General features: G+C 65.9%; 16 protein-coding genes. 11 read left to right on the top strand and 5 right to left on the bottom strand.

Features of this window, described 5'->3' with window-relative positions:
• The first annotated feature begins 22 nt into the window (after nt 1-22).
• The 6 genes from KMZ68_RS07550 to KMZ68_RS07525 all read left to right on the top strand — a co-directional run bounded on the left by KMZ68_RS07550 (nt 23) and on the right by KMZ68_RS07525 (nt 9,945).
• On the top strand, nt 23-1,027 hold the full coding sequence (locus KMZ68_RS07550) for an AAA family ATPase (RefSeq protein WP_215615182.1): 1,005 nt from the start codon (nt 23-25) through the stop codon (nt 1,025-1,027).
• Entirely contained in the window at nt 1,027-1,971 is a 945-nt protein-coding gene (locus tag KMZ68_RS07545; RefSeq protein WP_215615181.1) for a DUF58 domain-containing protein, read from the top strand. Before KMZ68_RS07550 ends, KMZ68_RS07545 begins: the two co-directional genes overlap by 1 nt.
• Nucleotides 1,971-4,781 carry a DUF4159 domain-containing protein gene (locus tag KMZ68_RS07540; protein ID WP_215616244.1) on the top strand — a complete coding sequence of 937 codons (2,811 nt, stop codon included), beginning with the start codon at nt 1,971-1,973 and terminating at the stop codon, nt 4,779-4,781. The genes KMZ68_RS07545 and KMZ68_RS07540 overlap by 1 nt, the downstream gene beginning before the upstream one ends.
• 10 nt (nt 4,782-4,791) lie before the next feature.
• Complete coding sequence (locus KMZ68_RS07535) at nt 4,792-6,855, top strand: hypothetical protein (protein WP_215615180.1); 2,064 nt, start codon at nt 4,792-4,794, stop codon at nt 6,853-6,855.
• A 164-nt stretch (nt 6,856-7,019) separates the two neighbouring features.
• Entirely contained in the window at nt 7,020-7,427 is a 408-nt protein-coding gene (locus tag KMZ68_RS07530) for a DUF2946 family protein (protein WP_215615179.1), read from the top strand.
• 133 nt (nt 7,428-7,560) lie between these two features.
• Complete coding sequence (locus KMZ68_RS07525) at nt 7,561-9,945, top strand: TonB-dependent receptor (RefSeq protein WP_215615178.1); 2,385 nt, start codon at nt 7,561-7,563, stop codon at nt 9,943-9,945.
• A gap of 210 nt (nt 9,946-10,155) precedes the next feature.
• Here the strand turns inward: KMZ68_RS07525 and KMZ68_RS07520 are convergent, their stop codons facing one another.
• Both KMZ68_RS07520 and KMZ68_RS07515 read right to left on the bottom strand, forming a co-directional pair.
• Nucleotides 10,156-11,862, bottom strand: a complete 1,707-nt coding sequence (locus KMZ68_RS07520) for a bifunctional protein-serine/threonine kinase/phosphatase (protein ID WP_249779557.1) — start codon at nt 11,860-11,862, stop codon at nt 10,156-10,158.
• A gap of 33 nt (nt 11,863-11,895) precedes the next feature.
• Nucleotides 11,896-13,155 (bottom strand): MFS transporter, encoded by a 1,260-nt coding sequence (locus tag KMZ68_RS07515; protein ID WP_215615177.1) that lies wholly within the window; start codon nt 13,153-13,155, stop codon nt 11,896-11,898.
• A gap of 73 nt (nt 13,156-13,228) precedes the next feature.
• Between KMZ68_RS07515 and KMZ68_RS07510 the strand changes: the two genes are divergently transcribed.
• From KMZ68_RS07510 to KMZ68_RS07495, 4 genes are all read left to right on the top strand, one after another.
• Nucleotides 13,229-13,618, top strand: a complete 390-nt coding sequence (locus KMZ68_RS07510; RefSeq protein ID WP_215615176.1) for a hypothetical protein — start codon at nt 13,229-13,231, stop codon at nt 13,616-13,618.
• Between the two features lie 167 nt (nt 13,619-13,785).
• On the top strand, nt 13,786-16,245 hold the full coding sequence (gene nirB / locus KMZ68_RS07505) for a nitrite reductase large subunit NirB (protein ID WP_215615175.1): 2,460 nt from the start codon (nt 13,786-13,788) through the stop codon (nt 16,243-16,245).
• Complete coding sequence (gene nirD / locus KMZ68_RS07500) at nt 16,242-16,571, top strand: nitrite reductase small subunit NirD (protein ID WP_215615174.1); 330 nt, start codon at nt 16,242-16,244, stop codon at nt 16,569-16,571. Before nirB ends, nirD begins: the two co-directional genes overlap by 4 nt.
• A gap of 10 nt (nt 16,572-16,581) precedes the next feature.
• Nucleotides 16,582-19,245 carry a nitrate reductase gene (locus KMZ68_RS07495; protein WP_215615173.1) on the top strand — a complete coding sequence of 888 codons (2,664 nt, stop codon included), beginning with the start codon at nt 16,582-16,584 and terminating at the stop codon, nt 19,243-19,245.
• A gap of 207 nt (nt 19,246-19,452) precedes the next feature.
• Here KMZ68_RS07495 and KMZ68_RS07490 read toward each other — a convergent pair whose 3' ends face one another.
• From KMZ68_RS07490 to KMZ68_RS07480, 3 genes are all read right to left on the bottom strand, one after another.
• Nucleotides 19,453-19,968: a GNAT family N-acetyltransferase gene (locus tag KMZ68_RS07490; protein WP_215615172.1), complete on the bottom strand. Its 516-nt coding sequence runs from the start codon at nt 19,966-19,968 to the stop codon at nt 19,453-19,455.
• 70 nt (nt 19,969-20,038) lie between these two features.
• Nucleotides 20,039-20,974, bottom strand: a complete 936-nt coding sequence (locus tag KMZ68_RS07485; RefSeq protein ID WP_215615171.1) for a glycosyltransferase family 2 protein — start codon at nt 20,972-20,974, stop codon at nt 20,039-20,041.
• Between the two features lie 62 nt (nt 20,975-21,036).
• Nucleotides 21,037-21,522, bottom strand: a complete 486-nt coding sequence (locus tag KMZ68_RS07480) for an NUDIX domain-containing protein (protein WP_215615170.1) — start codon at nt 21,520-21,522, stop codon at nt 21,037-21,039.
• Between the two features lie 150 nt (nt 21,523-21,672).
• Here KMZ68_RS07480 and KMZ68_RS07475 point away from each other — a divergent pair, with 150 nt between their 5' ends.
• Nucleotides 21,673-22,563, top strand: coding sequence for a metallophosphoesterase family protein (locus KMZ68_RS07475; RefSeq protein WP_215615169.1), 891 nt, complete (start codon nt 21,673-21,675; stop codon nt 22,561-22,563).
• Nucleotides 22,564-22,650: the final 87 nt, after the last annotated feature.

The raw sequence follows: 22,650 nt of genomic DNA, 5'->3' as shown, positions 1-22,650 counted from the left end.
GCTTGGGTCCAAGGAGAACCAGATGGCTGGTGCAGACGGTGTCGAAAAACTCGAGGACGTGATCGTGCGTTCGGCCGAACAGGTCGCCGGTCAGATCCGGGCGGCGAAGGATGCGATTTCCACCGTTATCTTCGGCCAGGACCGGGTGATCGAAAACACCCTGGTGACGATCCTGTCCGGCGGTCACGCGCTGCTGATCGGCGTGCCCGGCCTCGCCAAGACCAAGCTGGTCGAAACCCTGGGGATCACGCTCGGGCTCGACGCCAAGCGCATCCAGTTCACGCCGGACCTGATGCCGTCGGATATTCTCGGCGCCGAGGTGCTGGACGAGAGCAGTTCCGGCAAGCGCTCGTTCCGCTTCATCGCAGGTCCGGTATTCGCGCAGCTGTTGATGGCCGACGAAATCAATCGCGCCAGCCCGCGCACCCAGTCGGCGCTGCTGCAGGCCATGCAGGAACAGCACATCACGGTTGCGGGCGCACGCCATGATCTGCCGAAACCGTTCCACGTGCTGGCGACGCAAAACCCGCTGGAGCAGGAAGGCACCTATCCGCTGCCGGAAGCGCAGCTCGATCGCTTCCTGATGGAGATCGACGTCGACTATCCCGATCGCGACGCCGAGCGGCGCATCCTGTTCGAAACCACCGGCGCCGAGGAGACGCTGGCCAAGGCCGCCATGAACGCCGAGATCCTGATATCCGCGCAACGGCTGGTGCGGCGGCTGCCGGTCGGCGATTCCGTCGTCGAAGCGATCCTGTCGCTGGTGCGCTCGGCGCGTCCGGGAGACGAAGGCGGCGAGGCCGGCAAGCTGATCGCCTGGGGACCGGGTCCGCGCGCCAGCCAGTCGCTGATGCTCGCGGTCCGCGCCCGTGCGCTGCTCGACGGACGCCTCGCGCCCTCGATCGACGACGTGCTCGATCTGGCGGAACCCGTTCTCAAGCACCGTATGGCGCTGACCTTCTCCGCCCGCGCCGAAGGCCGCACCATTCCCGACGTGATCAGGCAACTGAAGACCCGGATCGGTTGATGGCCACGGCAATCGAGCACAGAGGTGGAGAGATCACAGCAATCCGACGTGCCGATGGCGAAAGCCGAACGCTCGCCGCATCGCTGCCGCGCCTCGTGCTCGAAGCCCGCCGCATCGCCGCCAATGTGATCCACGGCCTGCATGGACGGCGGCGCGCCGGCGCCGGCGAGAGTTTCTGGCAATACCGCCGCTTCGTTTCCGGCGAGCCGTCGCAGAACGTCGACTGGCGACGCTCGGCGCGCGACGACCATCTCTATGTCCGCGAGCAGGAATGGGAGGCCGCGCATACGGTGTGGCTGTGGCCGGACCGTTCGCCGTCGATGGCGTTTGCCTCCAAACAGGCGCGCGACAGCAAGCTGGAACGCGGGCTGATCGTGACCTTTGCGCTCGCCGAGCTGCTGGTCGCCGGCGGCGAACGCGTCGGCATTCCCGGCCTGATGAATCCGACCGCGAGCCGCAGCGTGATCGACAAGATGGCGCAGGCGATGCTGCATGACGATGCCGCGCGGCCCAGCCTGCCGCCGTCGTTCGTGCCCTCGGCGCTGGCCGAAATCGTGGTGCTGTCGGACTTCTGGTCGCCGATGCCGGAGATCAGAACCATCCTTGCCGGACTGTCGGCCTCCGGCGCGCATGGCACGCTGGTGCAGATCGTCGACCCCGCTGAAGAGAGTTTCCCCTATTCCGGCCGCATCGAATTCGTCGAGCCCGAAGGCGGCGGCGTCATCACCGCGGGCCGCGCCGAACGATGGGCCGGCGATTACGTGGCCCGCGTGGCGCTGCATCGCGACGAGATTCGCACCGAGACCAACAAACTCGACTGGTTGTTCTCGACCCACACCACCAGCCGCTCGGCCGCCGAACTGCTGCTGTTCCTGCATTCCGGCATGATGGTAGCCAAGGGCAGCGCGCGCGGCGCCACCGTCAAAGTGGGGCGACGGGCATGATCGCCGGGCTCCCCCTCACCTTCGCCGAACCGTTGCTGCTGCTGGGCCTGCTGAGCCTGCCCGCGCTGTGGTGGCTGTTGCGGGTGATGCCGCCGAGACCGCGGCGCATCGAGTTTCCGCCGACGCGGCTGCTGTTCGATATCGCGCCGAAGGAAGAAACCCCCTCGCGCACCCCGTGGTGGCTGACCGCGTTGCGGCTTGCCGCCGCGGCGCTGGTTATTTTGGCCGCCGCGGGGCCGATCTGGAATCCGCAAACCGGGCCCGCCGGCTCCAGCGCGCCGCTGGTGATCCTGCTCGACGACGGCTGGAGTGCTGCTTCGAGCTGGGACAGCAGGGTCAAGGCCGCCGACGAACTGATCGCGAATGCCGACAACGACCGGCGCGGCATCGCACTGGTGCCGTTGTCGGAGCCTGCCCGCGACATCACCTTGATGCCGGGCGGCACGGCGCGGGTGGCGTTGCGCCAGCTGGCGCCCAAGCCCTATTCGATCGAGCGGGTGGAAACCCTGCCGGCCATCGAGCGTTTCCTGAAAGCCACCGGCGACAGCGAAATCGCCTGGCTGTCGGACGGCGTCGATACCGGACGCGGACCAGAATTTCTCGAAGGCCTCGGCAAGACGATCGGAGACCGTGCGCTGACCATTTACGACAGCGGCACCTCGCCCCCGCTCGCCCTGGTCGCGGCCGAGAATGCCGCGGCGAAAATGACGGTGAAGGTGCTGCGCGCCGGCGGCGGCGGCATTGCCGCGGGCGTCGTGCGCGCGATCGACCAGAAGGGCTCCCCGATCGGCGAGGCGCGCTTCGGCTTCGCGCCGCAGGATCGCGAGACCGAAGCGTCGTTCGATCTGCCGGTCGAGTTGCGCAACGACATCGCGCGGCTCGAGATTTCGGGCGAGCGATCGGCCGGCGCGGTGCAACTGCTCGACAAGCGCTGGCGCCGCCGCGCCATCGGCGTCGTCACCGGATCGACCAGCGATACCGCGCAGCCGCTGCTGGCCTCGACGTTCTATCTCACCCGCGCGCTGGCGCCGTTCGCCGACGTGCGGCTGGGCGATCGCGGCGCGCCGCAACAGGCGATCACGCAGTTCCTCGACCAGAAGCTGCCGATGATCGTGATGGCGGATGTCGGCACGTTGTCGCCTGAAATTCGCGAGCGCCTCAATGCATGGATCGAACAGGGCGGCGTGCTGGTGCGCTTTGCGGGCCCGCGTCTGGCGCAGGCCGACGACGATCTGGTGCCGGTCAAGCTGCGCCGCGGCGGACGCAGCCTCGGCGGCAGTCTCACCTGGGAAAAGCCGCAGCATCTGGCGTCGTTTCCGGCCGACGGACCGTTCGCGGGCCTGGTGGTGCCGAAGGACGTCACCGTCAGCCGCCAGGTGCTGGCCGAGCCGGATGCGGCGCTGGCGACCAGGAGCTGGGCCTCGCTGGAGGACGGCACGCCGCTGGTGACCGGCGAACATCGCGGCAAGGGCGTGGTCAGCCTGTTTCATGTCAGCGCCGACATGCGCTGGTCCGACCTGCCGATGTCCGGCAGCTTCGTCGAGATGCTGCGGCGGATCGTCGATGTGTCCGGCTACACCTCCACGCCCGGACCGGGCGTCGCGGGCGAGGCCAAGGTGGAAACGGTGGCGCCGCTGCGCACGCTCGACGGCTTCGGCGCGTTCGGACCGCCGCCGTCGACGGCGAAGCCGCTGCCCGCCGATTTCCGCGACCGCGCCACACCGGAACATCCGCCCGGCTTCTATGGTCCGGCCGACGGTCCGCTGGCGGTGAACGCGCTGGCCGCGGCCGACCGCATCGCGCCGCTCGATACCTCCTCGCTGCGCGCGCGGCACGCCAGCTACACCAATGCCGAGCCGCGCGATCTCAGGGGAATTCTGCTGGCGTCCGCGCTCGCGTTGTTCCTGATCGATGCCGTGATCGTCGCATTGCTCGGCGCCGGCATCGCCGCGCTGCTGCGGCGGCGCGCAGCGACGGCCGCACTGGCTTTCGCCTTCGCCCTGTCGACGATGATGGCGGCGCCGTGGCCGGCGCGAGCCGACAATAACGACGATTTCGCCATCAAGGCGGTTTCGCAAACCCGGCTGGCGTATGTCGTCACCGGCAATGCCGACGTGGATTCCATCGTCAAGGCGGGCATGGCCGGGCTGACGCTGTTTCTGGCGCAGCGCACGGCGCTCGAGGCCGGGGATCCCGTCGGGGTGGATCCGGCGCGCGACGAACTGGCGTTCTTCCCGCTGATCTACTGGCCGGTGATGCCCGGCGCGCCAAAGCCGCCGCAGGACGCCATCAACCGCATCGACGCCTACATGAAGCAGGGCGGCACCGTGATATTCGACACCCGCGACGCCATCGAGGCGCCGCCGGGGCCCAACGGCGCGTCGCAGACGCCGGGAATGCTGGCGCTGCGCAGCATCCTCTCCTCGCTCGACGTTCCCGAACTCGAGCCGGTGCCGCGCGAGCACGTGCTGACCAAGACCTTCTACCTGCTGCGCGACTTTCCCGGCCGGTTCAGCACCGGCCAGACCTGGGTCGAGACTTTGCCGCGCGACGAGGACGACGAGGCCGCCTCGAGGCCGGCCCGCGGCGGCGACGGCGTCTCGCCGATCATCATCACCTCGAACGATCTGGCCGGCGCATGGGCCCTGCGTCCGGACGGCCAGCCGATGCTGCCGCTGACGCCGGGCGAACCGCGGCAGCGCGAATTCGCCTTCCGCGCCGGCGTCAACATCGTGATGTACACGCTGACCGGCAACTACAAGGCCGACCAGGTGCATGCGCCGGCGCTGATCGAACGGCTCGGGCAGTAGGGGCGAGAGCATGCAATACGGCATCGCATTCACGCCCCTCGTTCCCAGCTACGTGCTGTGGTTCGCGCTGGCCGCCATCGCCGTGATCGCGGTGCTGCTGTTGCTCGGCCGCGCCCGGGGGGCGGCGGTGCGCGTGACCGCGCTGGCGCTGGTGCTGCTGGCGCTGGCCAACCCGTCATTCACCCGCGAGGACCGCGAGCCGCTGTCGTCGGTCGCCGCCGTCGTGATCGACAAGAGCCCGAGCCAGAATTTCGGCGAGCGCACGCGCGAAACCGAAAAGGCGCGCGAGGCGCTGGTCGACAGCCTGAAGAAGATCCGGGGCCTCGAGGTGCGCGTGGTCGAAGCGGGCCAGGCCGACGGCGAAACCGACGGCACGCGGCTGTTCGGCGCGCTGGGCTCGGCGCTGTCGGACGTTCCGGTCGATCGCGTCGCCGGCGCCTTCCTGATCACCGACGGACGGGTGCACGACATCCCCGCCAACGCCGCGGCGGTCGGATTCCAGGCTCCCGTGCATGGGCTGATCACCGGGCGCAAGGACGAACGCGACCGGCGCATCGCGATCTCGGCCGCGCCGCGTTTCGGCATCGTCGGACAGGTCCAGACCATCACCTACCGGCTGGACGATCAGGGCGTCAGCGGCGACCGCGCCAGGATCGTGGTGCGCCGCGATGGCGAAGTGATCAACGAACGCACCGTGCTGAGCGGCCAGACCGTCAATGTCGAGATCGACATCAAGCATGCCGGCCCCAACATCGTCGAGATCGAGGCTTCTCCGCTCGCCAACGAACTGACGCTGGTCAACAACCGCGCGGTGGTCGCGATCGACGGCGTGCGCGACAAATTGCGGGTGCTGCTGGTCTCCGGCGAGCCGCATTCCGGCGAGCGCACCTGGCGCAACCTGTTGAAGTCCGACGCCAGCGTCGATCTCGTGCATTTCACGATTCTGCGCCCGCCCGAGAAGCAGGACGGCACGCCGATCAACGAACTCAGCCTGATCGCGTTTCCGACCCGCGAACTGTTCCAGCAGAAGATCAACGAATTCCAGCTGATCATCTTCGACCGCTACGCCCGCCAGGGCGTGCTGCCGATCGCCTATTTCGACAATATCGCGCGCTACGTGCGCGCCGGCGGCGCGGTGCTGGTGTCGGCGGGCCCGGACTACGCCTCGACCACCAGCATCTGGCGCACGCCGCTGGATTCGGTGCTCCCCGCCGAACCGGTCGGCGTCACCGAGAAGCCGTATTACGCGCATCTGAGCGACGCCGGCAAACGCCATCCGGTGACGCGCGGGCTGGAGGGCTCGGGCGCCGAGCCGCCGCGCTGGAGCCGGTTCTTCCGCACCGTCGAGACCCGCAACGCCATCAGCCCGCCCGTCATGACCGGCGCCGACGGCAAGCCGCTCTTGCTGCTGTCGCGGTTCGGCGAGGGCCGCGTCGCGCTCTTGTTGTCGGACCATATCTGGCTGTGGGCGCGCGGCTATGAGGGCGGCGGGCCGCACCTCGATTTGCTGCGGCGAACCTCGCATTGGCTGATGAAGCAGCCTGATCTCGACGAAGAAGCGTTGCGGCTTCAGATCAGCGGCAAGGATCTGGTGGTGCTGCGCCAGACCATGGCCGACAGCGTCACGCCGGTAACCGTGACCTCGCCCTCAGGCGCAACGCGCGAGCTGACGCTGAGTGTCGGCGAGCCGGGCACCTGGCGCTCGACCATCCCCGCCAACGAACTCGGCCTCTGGCAGGCCACCGACGGCACGTTGAAAGCGCTGATCAATGTCGGTCCGACCAACCCCAAGGAATTTTCGGAAGTCACCTCCACCACCGACTTGCTGAAGCCGCTGGCGCAGGCCACCGGCGGCGACGCGCGGCGCGTGGTCGACGGCGCCAGCATCGACCTGCCACGCATCGTGCCGGTGCGCGCATCCGGCATCTTCCGCGGCGACGGCTGGATGGGCGTGAAGATGCGCGACGCCAGCGTGGTCAAGGGCGTCGGCGTGCTGCCTGTCTTCGCCGGCCTGATCGGCCTGTTGCTGCTGCTCGGCGCGTTCGCCGCCACCTGGCTGCGCGAGGGACGCTGAGCGCCACTTGTTTCGCAGGCGTTGCGTGAATCACACAGGCTTCGTGAATTCACCCCTGCGTGGATCGGCTACGGTTGACACCCCGCCGTCATCCCTGATGTTATATTATAACATTGGGGCGAACCGAAATGTCTTGGTCCCCCCGATGCAAGGCGTCTGTCGGCATGAAGTGGTTCCGCTCGAACATCAAACACGGCTCGCGGCTGGCGCTGCTGGCGCTGGCGCTGCAGTTCGCGCTGTCGTTCGGGCATTCCCATGGGGCCGCGGCGCGGACGGCGCCGACAATTCAGCCGGTCGCGGCGCAGTCCGACATTACTTCCGCCCTCGTCGCACCAGATGCAGCCGACAGCACCGCTCAGCCTGCATCCCATCCGGAGCCCGACCGGCAATCCGGCGACGCCTGCGCGGTCTGCGCCGTCATCGCGCTGGCGGGCACGGCGCTGTTTGCGGCGCCGCCGATCCTGCTGCTGCCGCAAGCGGCCGAATTTCGATACCTGACCACCGACGCCGAGTTCATCCATCTGAACCCGGCAAGCGCCGCCTTCCAGCCTCGCGCTCCCCCCGCCTCCTGACGATTGCTTGATGCCGTCCCTGGGGATCGCCGCGTCATGTGCGGCGCCCCGGGACAAATCGAAATCGGTCCGTCGCCCATCGACGGTAAGGCCGCTTCCGAATTCCGGTCGCAGCCTGTCAGGATCGGGACCAATGACAGTCCAAAGAAGACGAGCGCTCTGCATCAATGGAGCAAGCTGGCTGCTGTTATGCGCGATGGGTAACGGCGCGACAGCCCAGGACGCGGCGCCGCCGCCAGCCGCCACGCAGCTGCCGGAAATCACCGTGACCGCGCCGAGCCCGATTCAGCGGCGCAAGCCGGTGGTCGCCTCGCGAACGCCCGCACGCGGCGCACGCGCGGTTCCCGCCCCTGATCGCGAGCCGGCGCCACGGCCGGCGGCTGCCGCAGCCGCACCTCAGCAGGGCGTGCTGCCCGTGGTCACCGATCAATTCGCGACGGTCACCGTGGTGCCGAACGAGGAAATCCGCAGGGCGGGCGGCGCCACGCTCGGCGATCTCCTGTTTTCCAAGCCCGGTATTACCGGGTCCAGCTTCGCTCCGGGCGCGTCGAGCCGGCCGATCATCCGGGGTCTCGACAACAACCGCGTCGGCATCGTCGAAAACGGTGTCGGCGGCGGCGGCGTCTCCGATCTCGGCGAGGATCATTTCGTGCCGATCGATCCCCTGGCGACCAGTCAGATCGAAGTGGTGCGCGGCCCCGCGGCGTTGCGTTACGGCTCGACCTCGATCGGCGGCGTCGTCAGCGCGGCGAACAACCGGATTCCGGAAGCGCTGCCCTCCTGCGCGGCGGCCCCGTTCCAGAGCTATGGCCTGCCGGTCAAGGCGCCATCGGCGACTGTGTCGTCGCCGGGCTGCGCGACGGTAGAGACACGAACCGCCGTCAGTTCGGTCGATCGCGGCGGCGAAGGCGGCATCCTGCTCGATGCCGGCGGCGGCAATTTCGCGGTTCACGCCGACGCCTATGGCCGCAAGGCCGGCGATTACAACATCCCGGGCTATCCGTATCTGTTCGACCAGACCCGGCCGGTCAACGGCCGTCAGCCCAATTCGTCGACCCAGGCCGACGGCGCGTCGATCGGCGGCTCCTATATCTTCCACGGCGGCTTCATCGGCGCGGCGATCACGCAGAACGACGCGCTGTATCGTATCCCCGGCATCGACGGCGCCGATCACCAGACCCGGATCGACGCCCGTCAGACCAAGTTTTCAGCCAAGGGCGAATACCGGCCGGACGCCGCCGCGATCGAGGCCGTCAGGTTCTGGGCCGGCGCCACCGGCTACAAGCACAACGAGATCGGGCTTGCCGACCCGCTCGATCCGGCGACATCAGGCGTCCGGCAGACCTTCACGAGCAAGGATCAGGAAGGCCGCGCCGAACTGCAGATGATGCCGTTCGACGCCCGCTTTGCGACCGTCACGACGGCGTTCGGCCTGCAGGCCGGTCACCAGGACCTGACCGCCTCGAGTCCGGACGATCCGGGCAGCCCGCTGAACGGATTGTACGACCCTAACAAGAACGACCGGGTCGCCGGCTACGCCTTCAACGAGCTGAAATTCAGCGAAACCACCAAGGCTCAGATTGCCGGGCGCATCGAGCGCGTCGATCTTTCCGGAACAACGCCGGCATTCATACCGGCAGTGTTCGACGTCAACATCGACCCTGCCAGCATTGGTCCTGCGACGCCGCGCAATCTGCATTTCACGCCGAAGAGCGCCAGCGCAGGCCTGATCCAGAATCTGCCATGGGGTCTGGTTGCCAGCGTCACCGGTCAATACGTCGAACGCGCGCCCAAACCGGCCGAGCTGTTTTCGCGCGGCGCACATGATGCGACCTCCACTTTCGATATCGGCAATCCCGATCTCGGCATCGAAACGGCAAAATCGATCGAGGTCGGGCTGCGGCGGGCGACAGGACCGTTGCGATTCGAACTCACCGGCTACTACACGAAGTTCAACGGCTTCATATACCGCCGGCTGACCGGCAACACCTGCGACGGGACGGCTTGCGTTGACATCGCCGATCCGAACCAGCTCGAGCTGAACCAGGCGAGGTATTCACAGCGCGACGCCACCTTCCGCGGCGGCGAATTCCAGAGCCAGTTCGACGTCGGACCGCTTCATGGCGGCATCTGGGGCATCGAGAACCAGTTCGATGTCGTTCGCGCCACCTTCGCCGACGGCAGCAACGTTCCCCGGATTCCGCCGCTGCGCGTCGGCGGCGGCGTGTTCTGGCGCGACGCCAACTGGCTGATGCGCGTCAACCTGCTGCATGCCTTCGCGCAGAACGATATCGCCGCCATCGGCGAGACGCCGACCGCGGGCTACAATCTGTTGAAGGTGGAGGTCAGCTACAAGACCAAGCTCGATGCGAGCCGGTTCGGCGCCCGCGAGATGACGGTCGGTCTGGTCGGCAACAATCTGTTGAACGAGAATATCCGCAACTCGGTCTCCTACACCAAGGACGAGGTGCTGCTGCCGGGCATCGGGGTGCGGGCGTTCGCGAACTTGAAGTTCTAGTACTCACTATTAATGGTCAGTGAGTCGCTTGTTGCCCATGCTTCGAGACGCTCGCGATGCTCGCTCCTCAGCATGAGGTCGTTGTGTATCAACAAGTTAGACCTCATCCTGAGGAGGCCGCGAAGCGGCCGTCTCGAAGGATGGAGCATCTGAAGGTGGAAATAACTCTAGAAAATCCGGGCCGGCTCCGGCGCCATCGGAACCGGCCGGCTAATGCCGCGCCAGCAGTATCGCGACGAGAATGACGAGGCCGGCAGACAGTATCTTCCAGAACAGCAGCGGATTGCGATCGTAGAGCGCCTGCCGCGTTGCCGCCGCGGGCTTCGCCCACATCGCTCCATTTTCCAGTTCGTGCGCGAATTCGATGACGTCGCCGAAGCGTTGCGCCGGATCGACGTGGAGCGCCTTGCCGACCACCGCATCGAGCCAGGCCGGCAGATCCGGACGATGGCGCGACAACGAAACCGGTTTGCCGAAGCGCGGCCGCGAAAACGGTTCGATCTCGCCATAGGGATAGGCGGCGGTAAACATCCGATAGACGGTGACGCCGAGGGCGTAGAGATCAGAGAATTCATCGCCCTGCCGTCCGCCGAAAAGTTCCGGCGCCATGTAGCTTGCGGTGCCCGGAATGTCCTCGGCGGGAAAATCCTCCAGCAGCGGCACCCGCGCCACGCCGAGGTCGACCAGCCGCAGCCCGCCGCCGTTCAGCAGGATTACATTGTCCGGCTTGATGTCGCGATGGATGATGCCCGCCCGGTGCAGGGTCGCGACCGCGCGCGCCAGCCTGGTGGCGATGCCGACGCCTTCGGCCAGCGATAGTTGCGGCGGGCGCTTCAGACGTTGCTCGAGCGTCTCGCCTTCATAGAGCGGCATCACCGAGTAAAGCCGCGTCTGGCGTTCGTCCGGAACCTCGATGATCTCGCCGATCCACAGGCTTCGCACCCGCGCCGCCACCCATGCCTCGCGGACGAAGGCGAGGCGGTAGGAACCTTCGCTGGCAACGCGCGGATGTGGAAACTTCAGCACCACCTCGCGGCCCTGCCGCCGATCGGTGGCCTTGAACAGCCGGCTGTAGCGGCCGTCCGACAGCACGTCGCCGAGCGCAAAATCGTCGATCACCTCGCCGGTCGACGGCAGGTCCAGGATCGGAAGCGTCGCGATCGAATGGGTGAGTTCGTCGCGGTCGGCGGGCGGCAGATCGACGACGTCCAGCACCAGTGCCGTCACGTTGTCGGTGCTGCCGGCGGCGAGCGCGGCATCGACCAGCGCACGCGCCGACTCTTCCGGCGAGGCGCGCTCGCCGAGCAGAACCTGCAGACGATGGTCGGCGAGTGCGCCGTGAACCCCGTCGCTGCAGATCATGAGCCGGTCGTGCTGGCGCAGACCGATAGTCGCATAATCGAACCGGGCAAAGTCCTCGAAGCCGATGGCGCGGTTGAGCAGATGGGCGAGATCGCCGCGTCCGGCGATGTGATCGGCGGTCAGCCGCTCCAGGCGGCCCTCGCTGAGGCGGTAGGCGCGCGTGTCGCCGATGTGAATGACATGGCAGAGCCGCCGCGAAAGGATGATCGACGAGAACGCGCAGCTCATGCCGCCGAGTTGGGGATCGACGCGGCCCTGCGCATAGATCCAGCTATTGGCGGCTTCAAGCGCGCGAGCGGCCCTGCGCCGGACGCCCATGGTTTCCGGCAGGGAATAATAGGCGTCGACGAAGCAGCGTACCGCAACCTCGGCGGCTTCGCGGCCGCCGCGGTGCCCGCCGACGCCATCGGCGACGGCGGCGACGACGTCGCGGTTCCTGGCCGCCCCGGTTTGACCGAGGCAGGTCCCGACATAATCCTCATTGGCGGATCGCTTGCCGGTTTCGCTGACGAAGCCGACCCGGACCTGAAGATTTCGCTGAGAACCGATCGTCACCTGCAGGACCCGCTCAGCAATGGCAAGCGCGCGTCAGACCCGCGCTCCCGAGACGGCTCCCCACGTGGTGCGCCACCGGACCTTGACCATTGCAAGTCCGACGAAGCCAAGCAATGCCAGGAAACCGAAAAACAGGAAGCCTGCGCCAAACCCGCCGGTCATTCCCTTGGCGACGCCGAGCGCCTGGGCGAGGAAGAAGCCACCCACGCCGCCGGCGCAGCCGACCAGCCCGGTCATCAAGCCGATCTCGTGGCGGAAGCGCAGCGGAATGAGCTGAAACACCGCGCCATTGCCCATGCCGAGCGCGAGCACGCCGATCGAGAACAGGAGCACCGAGATCCACGCAATTCGCGGCATCGCGGTGAGCGACCAGCCGGCCTGTGCCGGCGCTGCAGGGCCTTCCGGCATGAAGGCGATGATGGCGTAGGCCGCAACCACGACGGCGAACAGGATCGAGAGCGAGCGGATGCCGCCGATGCGGTCGGCGATGAAGCCGCCGACCGGCCGGAAGCCCGATCCGAAGGCGACGATCAGCGCAACGAGCAGGCCCGCGGCGACGCCGGAGACGTGATATTGCACGGTGAAATACAGCGGCAGCGCATTGGCGAGGCCGACGAAGCCGCCGAAGGTGATGAAGTAGAAGAACATGAACCAGCGGCTGTCGGAATCGCGCAGCAGCGCGCCATAGGCCCGAAGCGAAACCGGCTTGCGCTCGCCGGGCGCGTCCTTGGCGGCGAAGGTGTAGAAGGCAAGGATAATGGCCATCGGAACCAGAAGTGCGCCGAACACCGCCTGCCAGCCGAAGTTCTCGGCGATGACGGGCGCCAGCAGCGTATCGATGACGACCCCCATGTTGCCGGCGCCGGCGATCCCCATCACGATGCCCTGATATTGCGGCGGATACCAGCGGCTCGCCTGCGGCAGGGCCACCGCGAACGATGCGCCGGCGATGCCGAGCACCACGCCGAAGACTTCAATCGCAAGCTTGTTGGAAAGCCCGAAGTGCCAGACCCACGCGGTTGCGACAATCACGACGAACTGCGCGAGGATTCCGGTCCGTTTGGCGCCGATCAGATCGGCGAGGATGCCCATCGGAACCCGCAGCACCGCGCCCGCCAGCACCGGTATCGCGACCAGGGTGAACTTCTCGTTGACGGCGAGGTTCATGTCGCGCGCGATGTAGATCATCAGCGGGCCGAGCGCGACCCACGCCATGAAACTGATGTCGAAGTAGAGGAACGCGGCCAGCAGCGTCGGCCAGTGCCCCGCCTTCTTGAACTCGGCAAACTTCATTGCAATAGCCTCGCGATTCAGCCGCCACCACGCGAGGGCGCGGTCGGTCTCGGCACAAACGGACAGATTTTCGGTGAGAGCGAGCGACGGCCTCGTCATTGAGACGCACTCGGTCACCGAAAACGGCAGCAATATCCGTGCCACCGGATTAAGCACGGCGCTTCCCGAATATTCACAAGGCCTTGGGTGCACGGTCCGGGCGATCAAGACTCTTCCCGCTGCCGGCCCGCCATCAAGCAACGCCCGCAAAATACGCATGGTGGTGCTTTTTTGTGCGACGCAAGAAAATTCCCTGCGCGTCGTATTGATGACTCACTGCAAAAGCGGCGATTGCTGGCGCGATTGTCAGCGACGGCATGCACAAGAGATGGTCGCTCCGGCCGATAATTTGGGCGAGAAAGCCGCTGCGCGTTGCGTGAATGCCCTTCGCGCAAGATTTAAGTTTTTGATATTAATGACATAAATGACCAAGCCCAATTGGCATGGCTCTTGAATGATGGCTGGCATGGACTGCCATTGTTGACGGTCTTCTGCCCGCGGACGGGCTCCCCCACATCCCGGACTTACCGAACCGATCAACGACGCACATCACGTCGTTGCGAGGAGCCGTCGGAACTTGAAAGGCAGACCATGCTGGAGAAACTGATCAAGCAAAAACTCGTCGTGATCGGCAACGGCATGGCCGGCATCCGCACCGTGGAGACGCTGCTGGAGCGTGCGCCCGATCTCTATGACATCACGGTGTTCGGCTCCGAACCCTACGGCAACTACAATCGCATCCTGCTGTCGCCGGTTCTCGCCGGGGAGAAGACCGTCGACGACATCATGCTCAACACCGAGCAATGGTACGACGACAACGGCATCGCGCTGCGCAAGGGCGAGACGATCACGATGATCGACCGCCGTACCTGCGAAGTGGTCACCTCGGAAGGCCTGCGCGTCCCCTATGACCGACTGCTGATCGCGACCGGCTCCAACCCGATCATGCTGCCATTGCCCGGCAAGGATCTTCGAGGCGTCATCGGCTTCCGCGACATCCAGGACGTCGAACGCATGGTCGAGGCTTCGACCAGTCATCGCCATGCGGTGGTGATCGGCGGCGGCCTGCTCGGTCTTGAAGCCGCCAACGGCCTGATGAAGCGCGGCATGAACGTCACCGTCGTACACCTGCTCGACACGCTGATGGAGCGGCAGCTCGATCCGGTCGCGGGCGGAATGCTGCGCAAGTCGCTGGAAGAGCGCGGCATGGTGTTCAAGATGCCGGCGCAGACCCAGGCGATCCTGGGCGAGGACCGCGTCACCGGCGTGCGGTTTGCCGATGGTACGGAGCTTCCGGCCGACATCGTCGTGATGGCGGTCGGCATCCGTCCCAATTTCGAACTGGCCAGGAAGGCCGGCCTGCATTGCGAGCGCGGCATCGTCGTTTCCGACACCATGCAGACCTATGACGGGCGCATCTATGCCGTCGGGGAATGCGTGCAGCATCGCCGCCAGACCTACGGCCTGGTAGCTCCGCTGTTCGATCAAGCCAAGGTCTGCGCCAACCATCTCGCCCAGAAGGGTTTTGCCAGCTACGACGGCTCGGTGGTTTCCACCAAGCTGAAAGTGACCGGCATCGACCTGTTCTCCGCCGGCGATTTTGCGCCCGGCCCGGACAAGGAGGAGATCGTGCTGCAGGACGCCAATCGCGGCGTCTACAAGCGGATCATCCTGCGCGACAAAAAAATCGTCGGCGCGGTGCTGTACGGCGACACCGTCGACGGCCCCTGGTATTTCCAGCATCTGCGCGACGGAACCGACGTCTCGCAGATGCGCGAGCGGCTGGTGTTCGGCGCCGCCAATCTCGGCGACGGCGGCCACAGCGGCCAGAATTCGGTCGCCGCCATGAGCGACGAGACGGAAATCTGCGGCTGCAACGGCGTCTGCAAGGGCACGATCGTCAAGGCGATCAGCGACAAGAAGCTGTTCACGCTCGACGACGTGCGCGCCCATACCAAAGCGTCATCATCCTGCGGTTCGTGCACCGGCCTGGTCGAGCAGGTACTCGCCTTCACGCTGGGCGGCGACTATTCGGCCGCGCCGAAGGTCAAGCCGATGTGCAAATGCACCGATCACAGCCATGACGACGCCCGCCGCGTCATCGTCGAGCAGGGATTGAAGGCCATTCCCGACGTCATGAAGTTCATGGAGTGGAAGACACCCAATGGCTGTCACTCCTGCCGGCCGGCCTTGAACTATTATCTGCTCGCGACCTGGCCCGGCGAATATCGCGACGACCAGCAGTCGCGCTACATCAACGAGCGCGTGCACGCCAATATCCAGAAGGACGGCACCTATTCGGTGGTGCCGCGGATGTGGGGCGGCGTCACCACGCCCGACGAGTTGCGCGCCATCGCCGACGTGGCCGACAAGTTCAATATCCCGACCGTCAAGGTCACCGGCGGCCAGCGCATCGACCTCTTGGGGGTGAAGAAGGAAGACCTGCCCGCGGTGTGGGCCGACCTCAACGGCGCCGGCATGGTCTCCGGCCACGCCTATGCCAAGGGATTGCGCACGGTGAAGACCTGCGTCGGTTCGGAGTGGTGCCGCTTCGGGACCCAGGATTCGACCGGCCTCGGCATCAAGATCGAGAAGTTCATGTGGGGCTCGTGGACCCCGGCCAAAGTGAAGCTCGCGGTATCGGGTTGTCCGCGCAACTGCGCCGAAGCCACCTGCAAGGACGTCGGCGTGGTTTGCGTCGATTCCGGCTACGAAATCCACTTCGCCGGAGCCGCCGGACTGCATATCAAGGGCACCGAATTCCTCACCAAGGTCGAGACCGAGAAGGAGGCGCTGGAGGTGATCGTCGCGCTGACGCAATTGTACCGCGAGCAGGGCTGGTATCTCGAGCGCATGTACAAGTGGTGCGATCGCGTCGGCCTCGACGCCATCCGCAAGCTGGTGGTCGGCGACGTCGCCAACCGCAAGGCGCTGTTCAGCCGCTTTGCCCATTCCCAGCAGTTCTCGCAGAGCGATCCGTGGGCGGCGCGGGCCAAGCGCGGCGTCGATCGCAATGAGTTCGTACCGATGGCCGAATTGGAGCTCGCATGACCCGGTGGATCGAAATCGGGACGCTGGACGACATCCCGCGTCTCGGCTCGCGCGTGGTGCGGACGGCATCCGGCGACATCGCGGTGTTCCGCACCCAGGATGACGAGGTATTCGCGCTCGACGACCGCTGCCCGCACAAGGGCGGACCGCTGTCGCAAGGCATCGTCCATAACCGGCGCGTGACCTGCCCGCTGCACAATTTCGTCATCGAGCTTGCAAGCGGCCAGGCCGTGGCGCCCGACGAGGGATGCACGCGGTCGCATCCGGCGAAAGTGGAGAACGGAATGGTCTGGCTGTCGCTCCGTCAGGCCGCGGCGGCCGGTTGAGCGGCCGCAGATGTCCGTCAAGACCACTTGTCCCTATTGCGGTGTCGGATGCGGCATTCTCGTCGAGAAGGATTCCTCGGGCGCGGTCCGCGTCAAGGGCGATCCGTCGCATCCGGCCAATTTCGGCCGGCTGTGCGGCAAGGGCTCGGCGCTGGCCGAAACCATCGGTCTCGAAGGACGCCTGCTCGAACCGCTCGTTGACGGGCAACCCGCGCAATGGGACGACGCGCTCGATCACGTGGCCGAGCGCTTCAACCGCGTGATCCGCGAACACGGCCCGGACGCGGTAGCATTCTACGTCTCCGGTCAACTGCTGACCGAGGACTATTACGTCGTCAACAAGCTCGCGAAGGGTTTCGTCGGCACCGCCAACATCGACACCAATTCGCGGCTGTGCATGGCCTCGAGCGTGGTCGGCCACAAGCGGGCTTTCGGCAGCGACACAGTTCCCGGCTGCTACGAGGATATCGAACTGGCGGATCTCCTGGTGCTGGTCGGTTCCAACGCGGCCTGGTGCCATCCGATCCTGCACCAGCGCATGCTTGCGGCGAAGGCGAACAATCCCAACTGCCGCATCGTCGTTCTCGATCCACGCAGAACCGCGACGTGCGAGGGAGCCGACCTGCATCTGCCGCTGCGCTCGGGCAGCGACTCCGTCCTGTTCAACGGGCTGCTGGCGTTCCTGGCACAACGCGAGGCGATCGATGGCGCGTTCGTGGGCAATTCCACCACGGGCGTGGAAGCGGCGCTGCAACAGGCCGGCGGTCAGACCGTCGGCGAGACGGCGGCCACCTGCGGCCTCACCGAGGGCGCAGTCGAGCTGTTCTTCGACTGGTTCACGCGGACCGAACGGGTGGTCACCCTGTACTCCCAGGGAGTCAACCAGTCGACGAGCGGCGTCGACAAGGTCAATGCGATCATCAATTGCCACCTGCTGACCGGCCGGATCGGACGGCCCGGCATGGGGCCGTTCTCGCTCACCGGCCAGCCCAATGCCATGGGCGGACGCGAGGTCGGCGGGCTCGCCAACCAGCTCGCCGCCCACATGGAGATCGAGAACCCGAAGCACCGCGATATCGTGCAGCGATTCTGGCAATCGCCGGTCGTTGCAGATACCGCGGGACTCAAGGCTGTCGACATGTTCGACGCGATTGCCGAGGGGCGAATCAAGGCGGTCTGGATCATGTCCACCAATCCGGCCGTCAGCCTGCCCGACGCCAACCGCGTGCGCGCGGCGCTCGAGGCCTGCGACTTCGTGGTAGTGTCGGACTGCATGCAGCATACCGACACCACGCGCCATGCTCATGTGCTGTTGCCCGCGCTCGCCTGGGGCGAGAAGGACGGCACCGTCACCAACTCCGAACGCCGCATCTCCAGGCAGCGGCCGTTCCTGCCGGCGCCGGGCTCGGCGCGCGCCGACTGGTGGATCATCTGCAACGTCGCCAGTCGCATGGGATTTGCGGGATTCGACCATGCGGGCGCCGCCGAAATCTTCCGAGAACATGCGGCGCTGTCGGGATTCGAGAATGACGGCTCGCGCGATTTCGACATATCCGCGCTCGGTACGCTCGACGATCGCGCCTACGACCGGCTGCCGCCGGTACAATGGCCGGTGACGCGGGAATATCCGACCGGCACGCCGCGCATGTTCGAGACCCGAAGGTTCTTCACGCCGGATCGCAAGGCCCGTTTCGTGCCGGTCAAGCCGCGGCCGCCGCGGAATTCGACCAGCCGGGAATTTCCGCTGGTGCTCAATACGGGGCGCATTCGCGACCAGTGGCACACCATGACGAGGACGGGGAAATCGGCCCGGCTGCTCGCCCATATGTTCGAGCCTCGCGCCGAATTCCATCCCGATGATGCGCGCCTTGCCGGGCTGGAAGATGATGCCCTCGCACGGCTCAGCAGTCCCTGGGGCGAGATGGTGACGCGTGTATCGGTGACGGCGGAACAGCGCCGCGGCTGCGTGTTCGTGCCGATGCACTGGAACAACGAGTATGCCGCCGACGGCCGGGTCAATGCGCTGGTCAATCCCGCCACCGACCCGCTGTCCGGGCAGCCCGAATCCAAGCACACTCCGGTCAAGGCCGATCCCTATGCGCCGAAATGGCACGCCTTCATCCTCAGCCGCCGCGAGATCGAGCGTCCTGCCGCGGGATACTGGGTTCACGGAAAGGCCGGAACGAGCTGGCGAATGGAACTGACGATCGACGAGCGGCCGGCGAGCTGGCGTGACTGGGCCCGCGCACGGCTCGGTCTCGAAGATGCGGATGTCGAATGGATTGCCTATCGCGATCCGACCGCTGGCCGGTTTCGCTACGCCGCCGTCCAGGACGGCCGGTTGCAGGGATGCGTATTCATCGCACCCGACCACAAGCTCGTATCGCGTTCGTGGCTGATCGGCCTGTTCGCGGAAGACGAAATATCGCCAACCGCGCGGATGTCGCTGCTGACCGGACGGCCACCCCAGGGATCGGGTCAGGATATCGGACCCATCGTCTGCTCATGCTTCGGCGTCGGCCAGCATCAGATTTCGTCCGAAATCCAGAAGGGAGCGACCAGTGTCGACGCCATCGGCCGGCAACTGAAGGCCGGCACCAATTGCGGCGCCTGCAAGCCGGAGATCAGCAAACTGCTCAGCCGGGCTCCCGCCGCGGAGGCCCAGCCGGCGTGACAGAAGTTGCTGCTGCGGGCATGGCGGGGTTCTAGTACTCACTATTAATGGTTAGTGAGTCGCTTGTTGCCCATGCTTCGAGACGCTCGCGATGCTCGCTCCTCAGCATGAGGTTGTTGTGTATCAACAAGTTAGACCTCATCCTGAGGAGGTCGCGAAGCGGCCGTCTCGAAGGATGGCTGCATTACCGATTTGCGATTCCAGGTACTACTCTTTCGCCATGCTCCAGTCCGGACGGACCATTCCCGACACGTCGGTGAACGCGCCGTCGACCAGTTCGGCGACCAGCAGGCGATTGTAATCCACCGGGCCCGGCATGGTCGCCCGTCCCTTCGGAACCGGCTTGAAGCCGACGCGGCTGTAATAGGCTTCATCGCCGACCAGGAGCACGAGGCGATGGCCCTTGGCCTTGGCGTCCTTCAGCGCGCGATCCATTAGCGCGCGGCCGACGCCGCGGCTGCGAAACGGCGGTTCGACCGTCAACGGCCCCAGCAGCAAGGCCGGCGTATCGCCGATGCAGATCGGCAATTGCCGCACCGAGCCGACCAGCAGCGTGCCGATCCGGGCCGTGAACGACAGGTCGAGCAGATGATCGACGTGCTCGCGCAGCCGATAGGCGCTCAGCACGAAGCGGCCGGGCCCGAAGGTGCGCTGGTGCAGGCGTTCGATCGGCAGCGCGTCGCTGGGGGTCTCGGCCAATATTGTCAGTGAGAGGTCGCTCATGCTGGGGCGCGGGATAGCATCTGGCGGACGCCCGGTCCATCGTCCCGCCCGCGTTAAATTGTTGGCCGTTTCAGTTCTTTTTCAGGGGAGATTGAGACAAATAGGCCAGCAGCTTCATCTCGCGGCGGCCCCGCGTCACGGTATCGAGCACCAGGCCCGACGACAGCGACAGCATCGCCACGATCATCAGCCCCATCGACAGCACCGCGGTCGGCAGGCGCGGAACGATGCCTTCCTCGAGATAGGTGACGATGACGGGGATCGCGATGCCGATCGAAACCAGCGTCAGGAAAACGCCGATCGCGGAAAAGAACCGCAGCGGCTTTTCCGAGCGGTACAGCTTCAGGATCGTGCCGAGTATCCGGAACCCGTCGCGCCAGGTGTTGAGCTTGCTGAACGAGCCCTCCGGACGGGCGTAATAGGGCGTCTCAACCTCGGCGACCGGCAGCGCCAGTTCGAGCGCGTGCACGCTGAGCTCGGTCTCGATCTCGAAGCCGTCCGACAGCACCGGAAAGGATTTGACGAAGCGCCGCGAGAACACGCGATAGCCGGAGAGAATATCCTTGAAGGCCTGGCCGAATACCGACGACAGGAAGCTGGTCAGCATCCAGTTGCCGGTGCGATGGCCCGGCCGATAGGCGGCCACCGCCTGATCGACGCGAAAGCCGACCACCATGTCGAGATGGTCCGACAGCAGCAGTTCGATCATGCGCGGGGCGCTGGGGGCGTCATAGGTCGCGTCGCCGTCGACCAGCACGTAGATATCGGCGTCGACGTCGGCGAACATCCGGCGCACCACGTGGCCCTTGCCCTGGCGGCGTTCGCTGCGCACCTCGGCGCCCGCCTCGCGCGCCACCGCAGCGGTTCGGTCCGATGAATTGTTGTCGTAGACGAAGATCTCGGCGGCAGGCAGCGCTTTGCGGAAATCCGATACCACGGTGGCGACCGCGGCTTCCTCGTTGAAGCACGGCACCAGAACCGCAATCCGTATCGTGGATGGTATCATCGCCGGACGATCAGCCGAATCAGGTGGGTCATGACATTCAAGCTTTTACCGGTTGCCGCCCGCTAGCGCCACGTGGCGATCGGCTGCCTTCCCTCGAGCACTTCCGATATCCGCAGCCGGGTGCCCATGGTCGTCTCCGCCGGCAAGGCTCTCGCATCGAAGAAGCCGCAGGCGACGATCTCGTGGTTGGGCTCGGGCAGGCGGTCCTGCCTGAAATGCCGGACCACGTAGACGGCAACGTGATCCCGAGGGGAAACATGGCTGTTGAAGAACAGGCCGTGCAGCGCCGGATCGCCGGTTAGCTCGATCCGTCCCTCCTCCACCAGTTCGCGGCGCAGCGCGTCGCGGACGGTTTCGCCGGTTTCGACGCCTCCGCCCGGCAGATGCCAGCCCGAGACATAGCTGTGATGGACCAGAAACACCCTGTCGTCGCCGTCCAGCACCACGGCGCGGACGCCGAGCGTCATGCCGCGGGCGAACCGCCAATAGAGATGGAAAACCCGCCGCAGCGCCGGCTCGAACCTCCTTCGCAGCTTCTGCAGTGTCATCGCCGCCGAACTCTCGAATATCGGGATATCTCGTTTGATCCTTGCGCCACGGCGGCCGGCTTGCCAATACTTTCCGATGATTTCACGGGATACCACGGGATGATCGCACAGCGGACCGCTCGCACAGGCCACGGAAGCGGACGCTAGGCGATGGCGGCATTTACGCTCGCCCATCTGTCCGATCCGCATCTGCCGCCGATGCCGGTGCCGCGGCTGCGCGATCTCGCCGGCAAACGCGTGTTCGGCTATCTCAACTGGCGGCGCAACCGGCAAGACGTGCATCGGCGCGACGTGCTCGACGCGCTGGTCTCGGACCTGCAGGCGCAGTCGCCGGACCAGATCGCGGTGACCGGCGATCTCGTCAATATCGCGCTGGAAGCCGAGTTTGCGCCAGCCCGGGCCTGGCTGGAAAGCGTCGGCGCGCCGGATCGCGTCACGGTCATTCCCGGTAATCACGATACCTATGTTCGCGCCACCCAACATCGCTTTGCCGAAGTCTTTGGAAGTTATCTCCGCAGCGACGGGGCCCAAGATAGCAGCGTCACGTTTCCATTCCTGCGCCGGCGGGGTCCGCTGGCGCTGATCAGCACGTCCACGGCGGTGCCGACGCCACCCCTGATGGCGACCGGACGGCTCGGCCGCAGCCAGCTCGAAGCGCTGGAGCGCATGTTGGCGGGGCTCTCGGCCGAACAGGCGTTCCGGGTGCTGCTGATCCATCATCCCTTGCGTTCGGATTCCCATATCAAGCGCCTGACCGATTCCGCTGATCTGCTCGCGCTCTTGAAGCGGCACGGCGTGGAGTTGATTCTGCATGGGCATGACCACGTGCATTCGACGATCTGGATCGACGGGCCGCAGGGGAAAATTCCCGTGGTCGGCGTGCCGTCGGCGTCCGCGGTCGCGCACGGCCGCTATCCGGCCGCCGCCTATAATCTGTTTTCGATCGCGCGCGACGGTGCAGCGTGGCGATGCGAGCAGACCGTGCGCGGCATCGACGACAATCGGCGGGTCCGCGAGATCAGGCAGACGCGGCTGGTTTAACTCGTCATTGCGAGGAGCGACAGCGACGAAGCAATCCGGGCTTTTTCGAAGCAGATGGATTGCTTCGCTTTCGCTCGCAATGACGGT

The organism is Bradyrhizobium sediminis (assembly GCF_018736105.1).
GTDB lineage: Bacteria > Pseudomonadota > Alphaproteobacteria > Rhizobiales > Xanthobacteraceae > Bradyrhizobium.
This window is presented reverse-complemented; position numbering and strand designations above follow the sequence as displayed.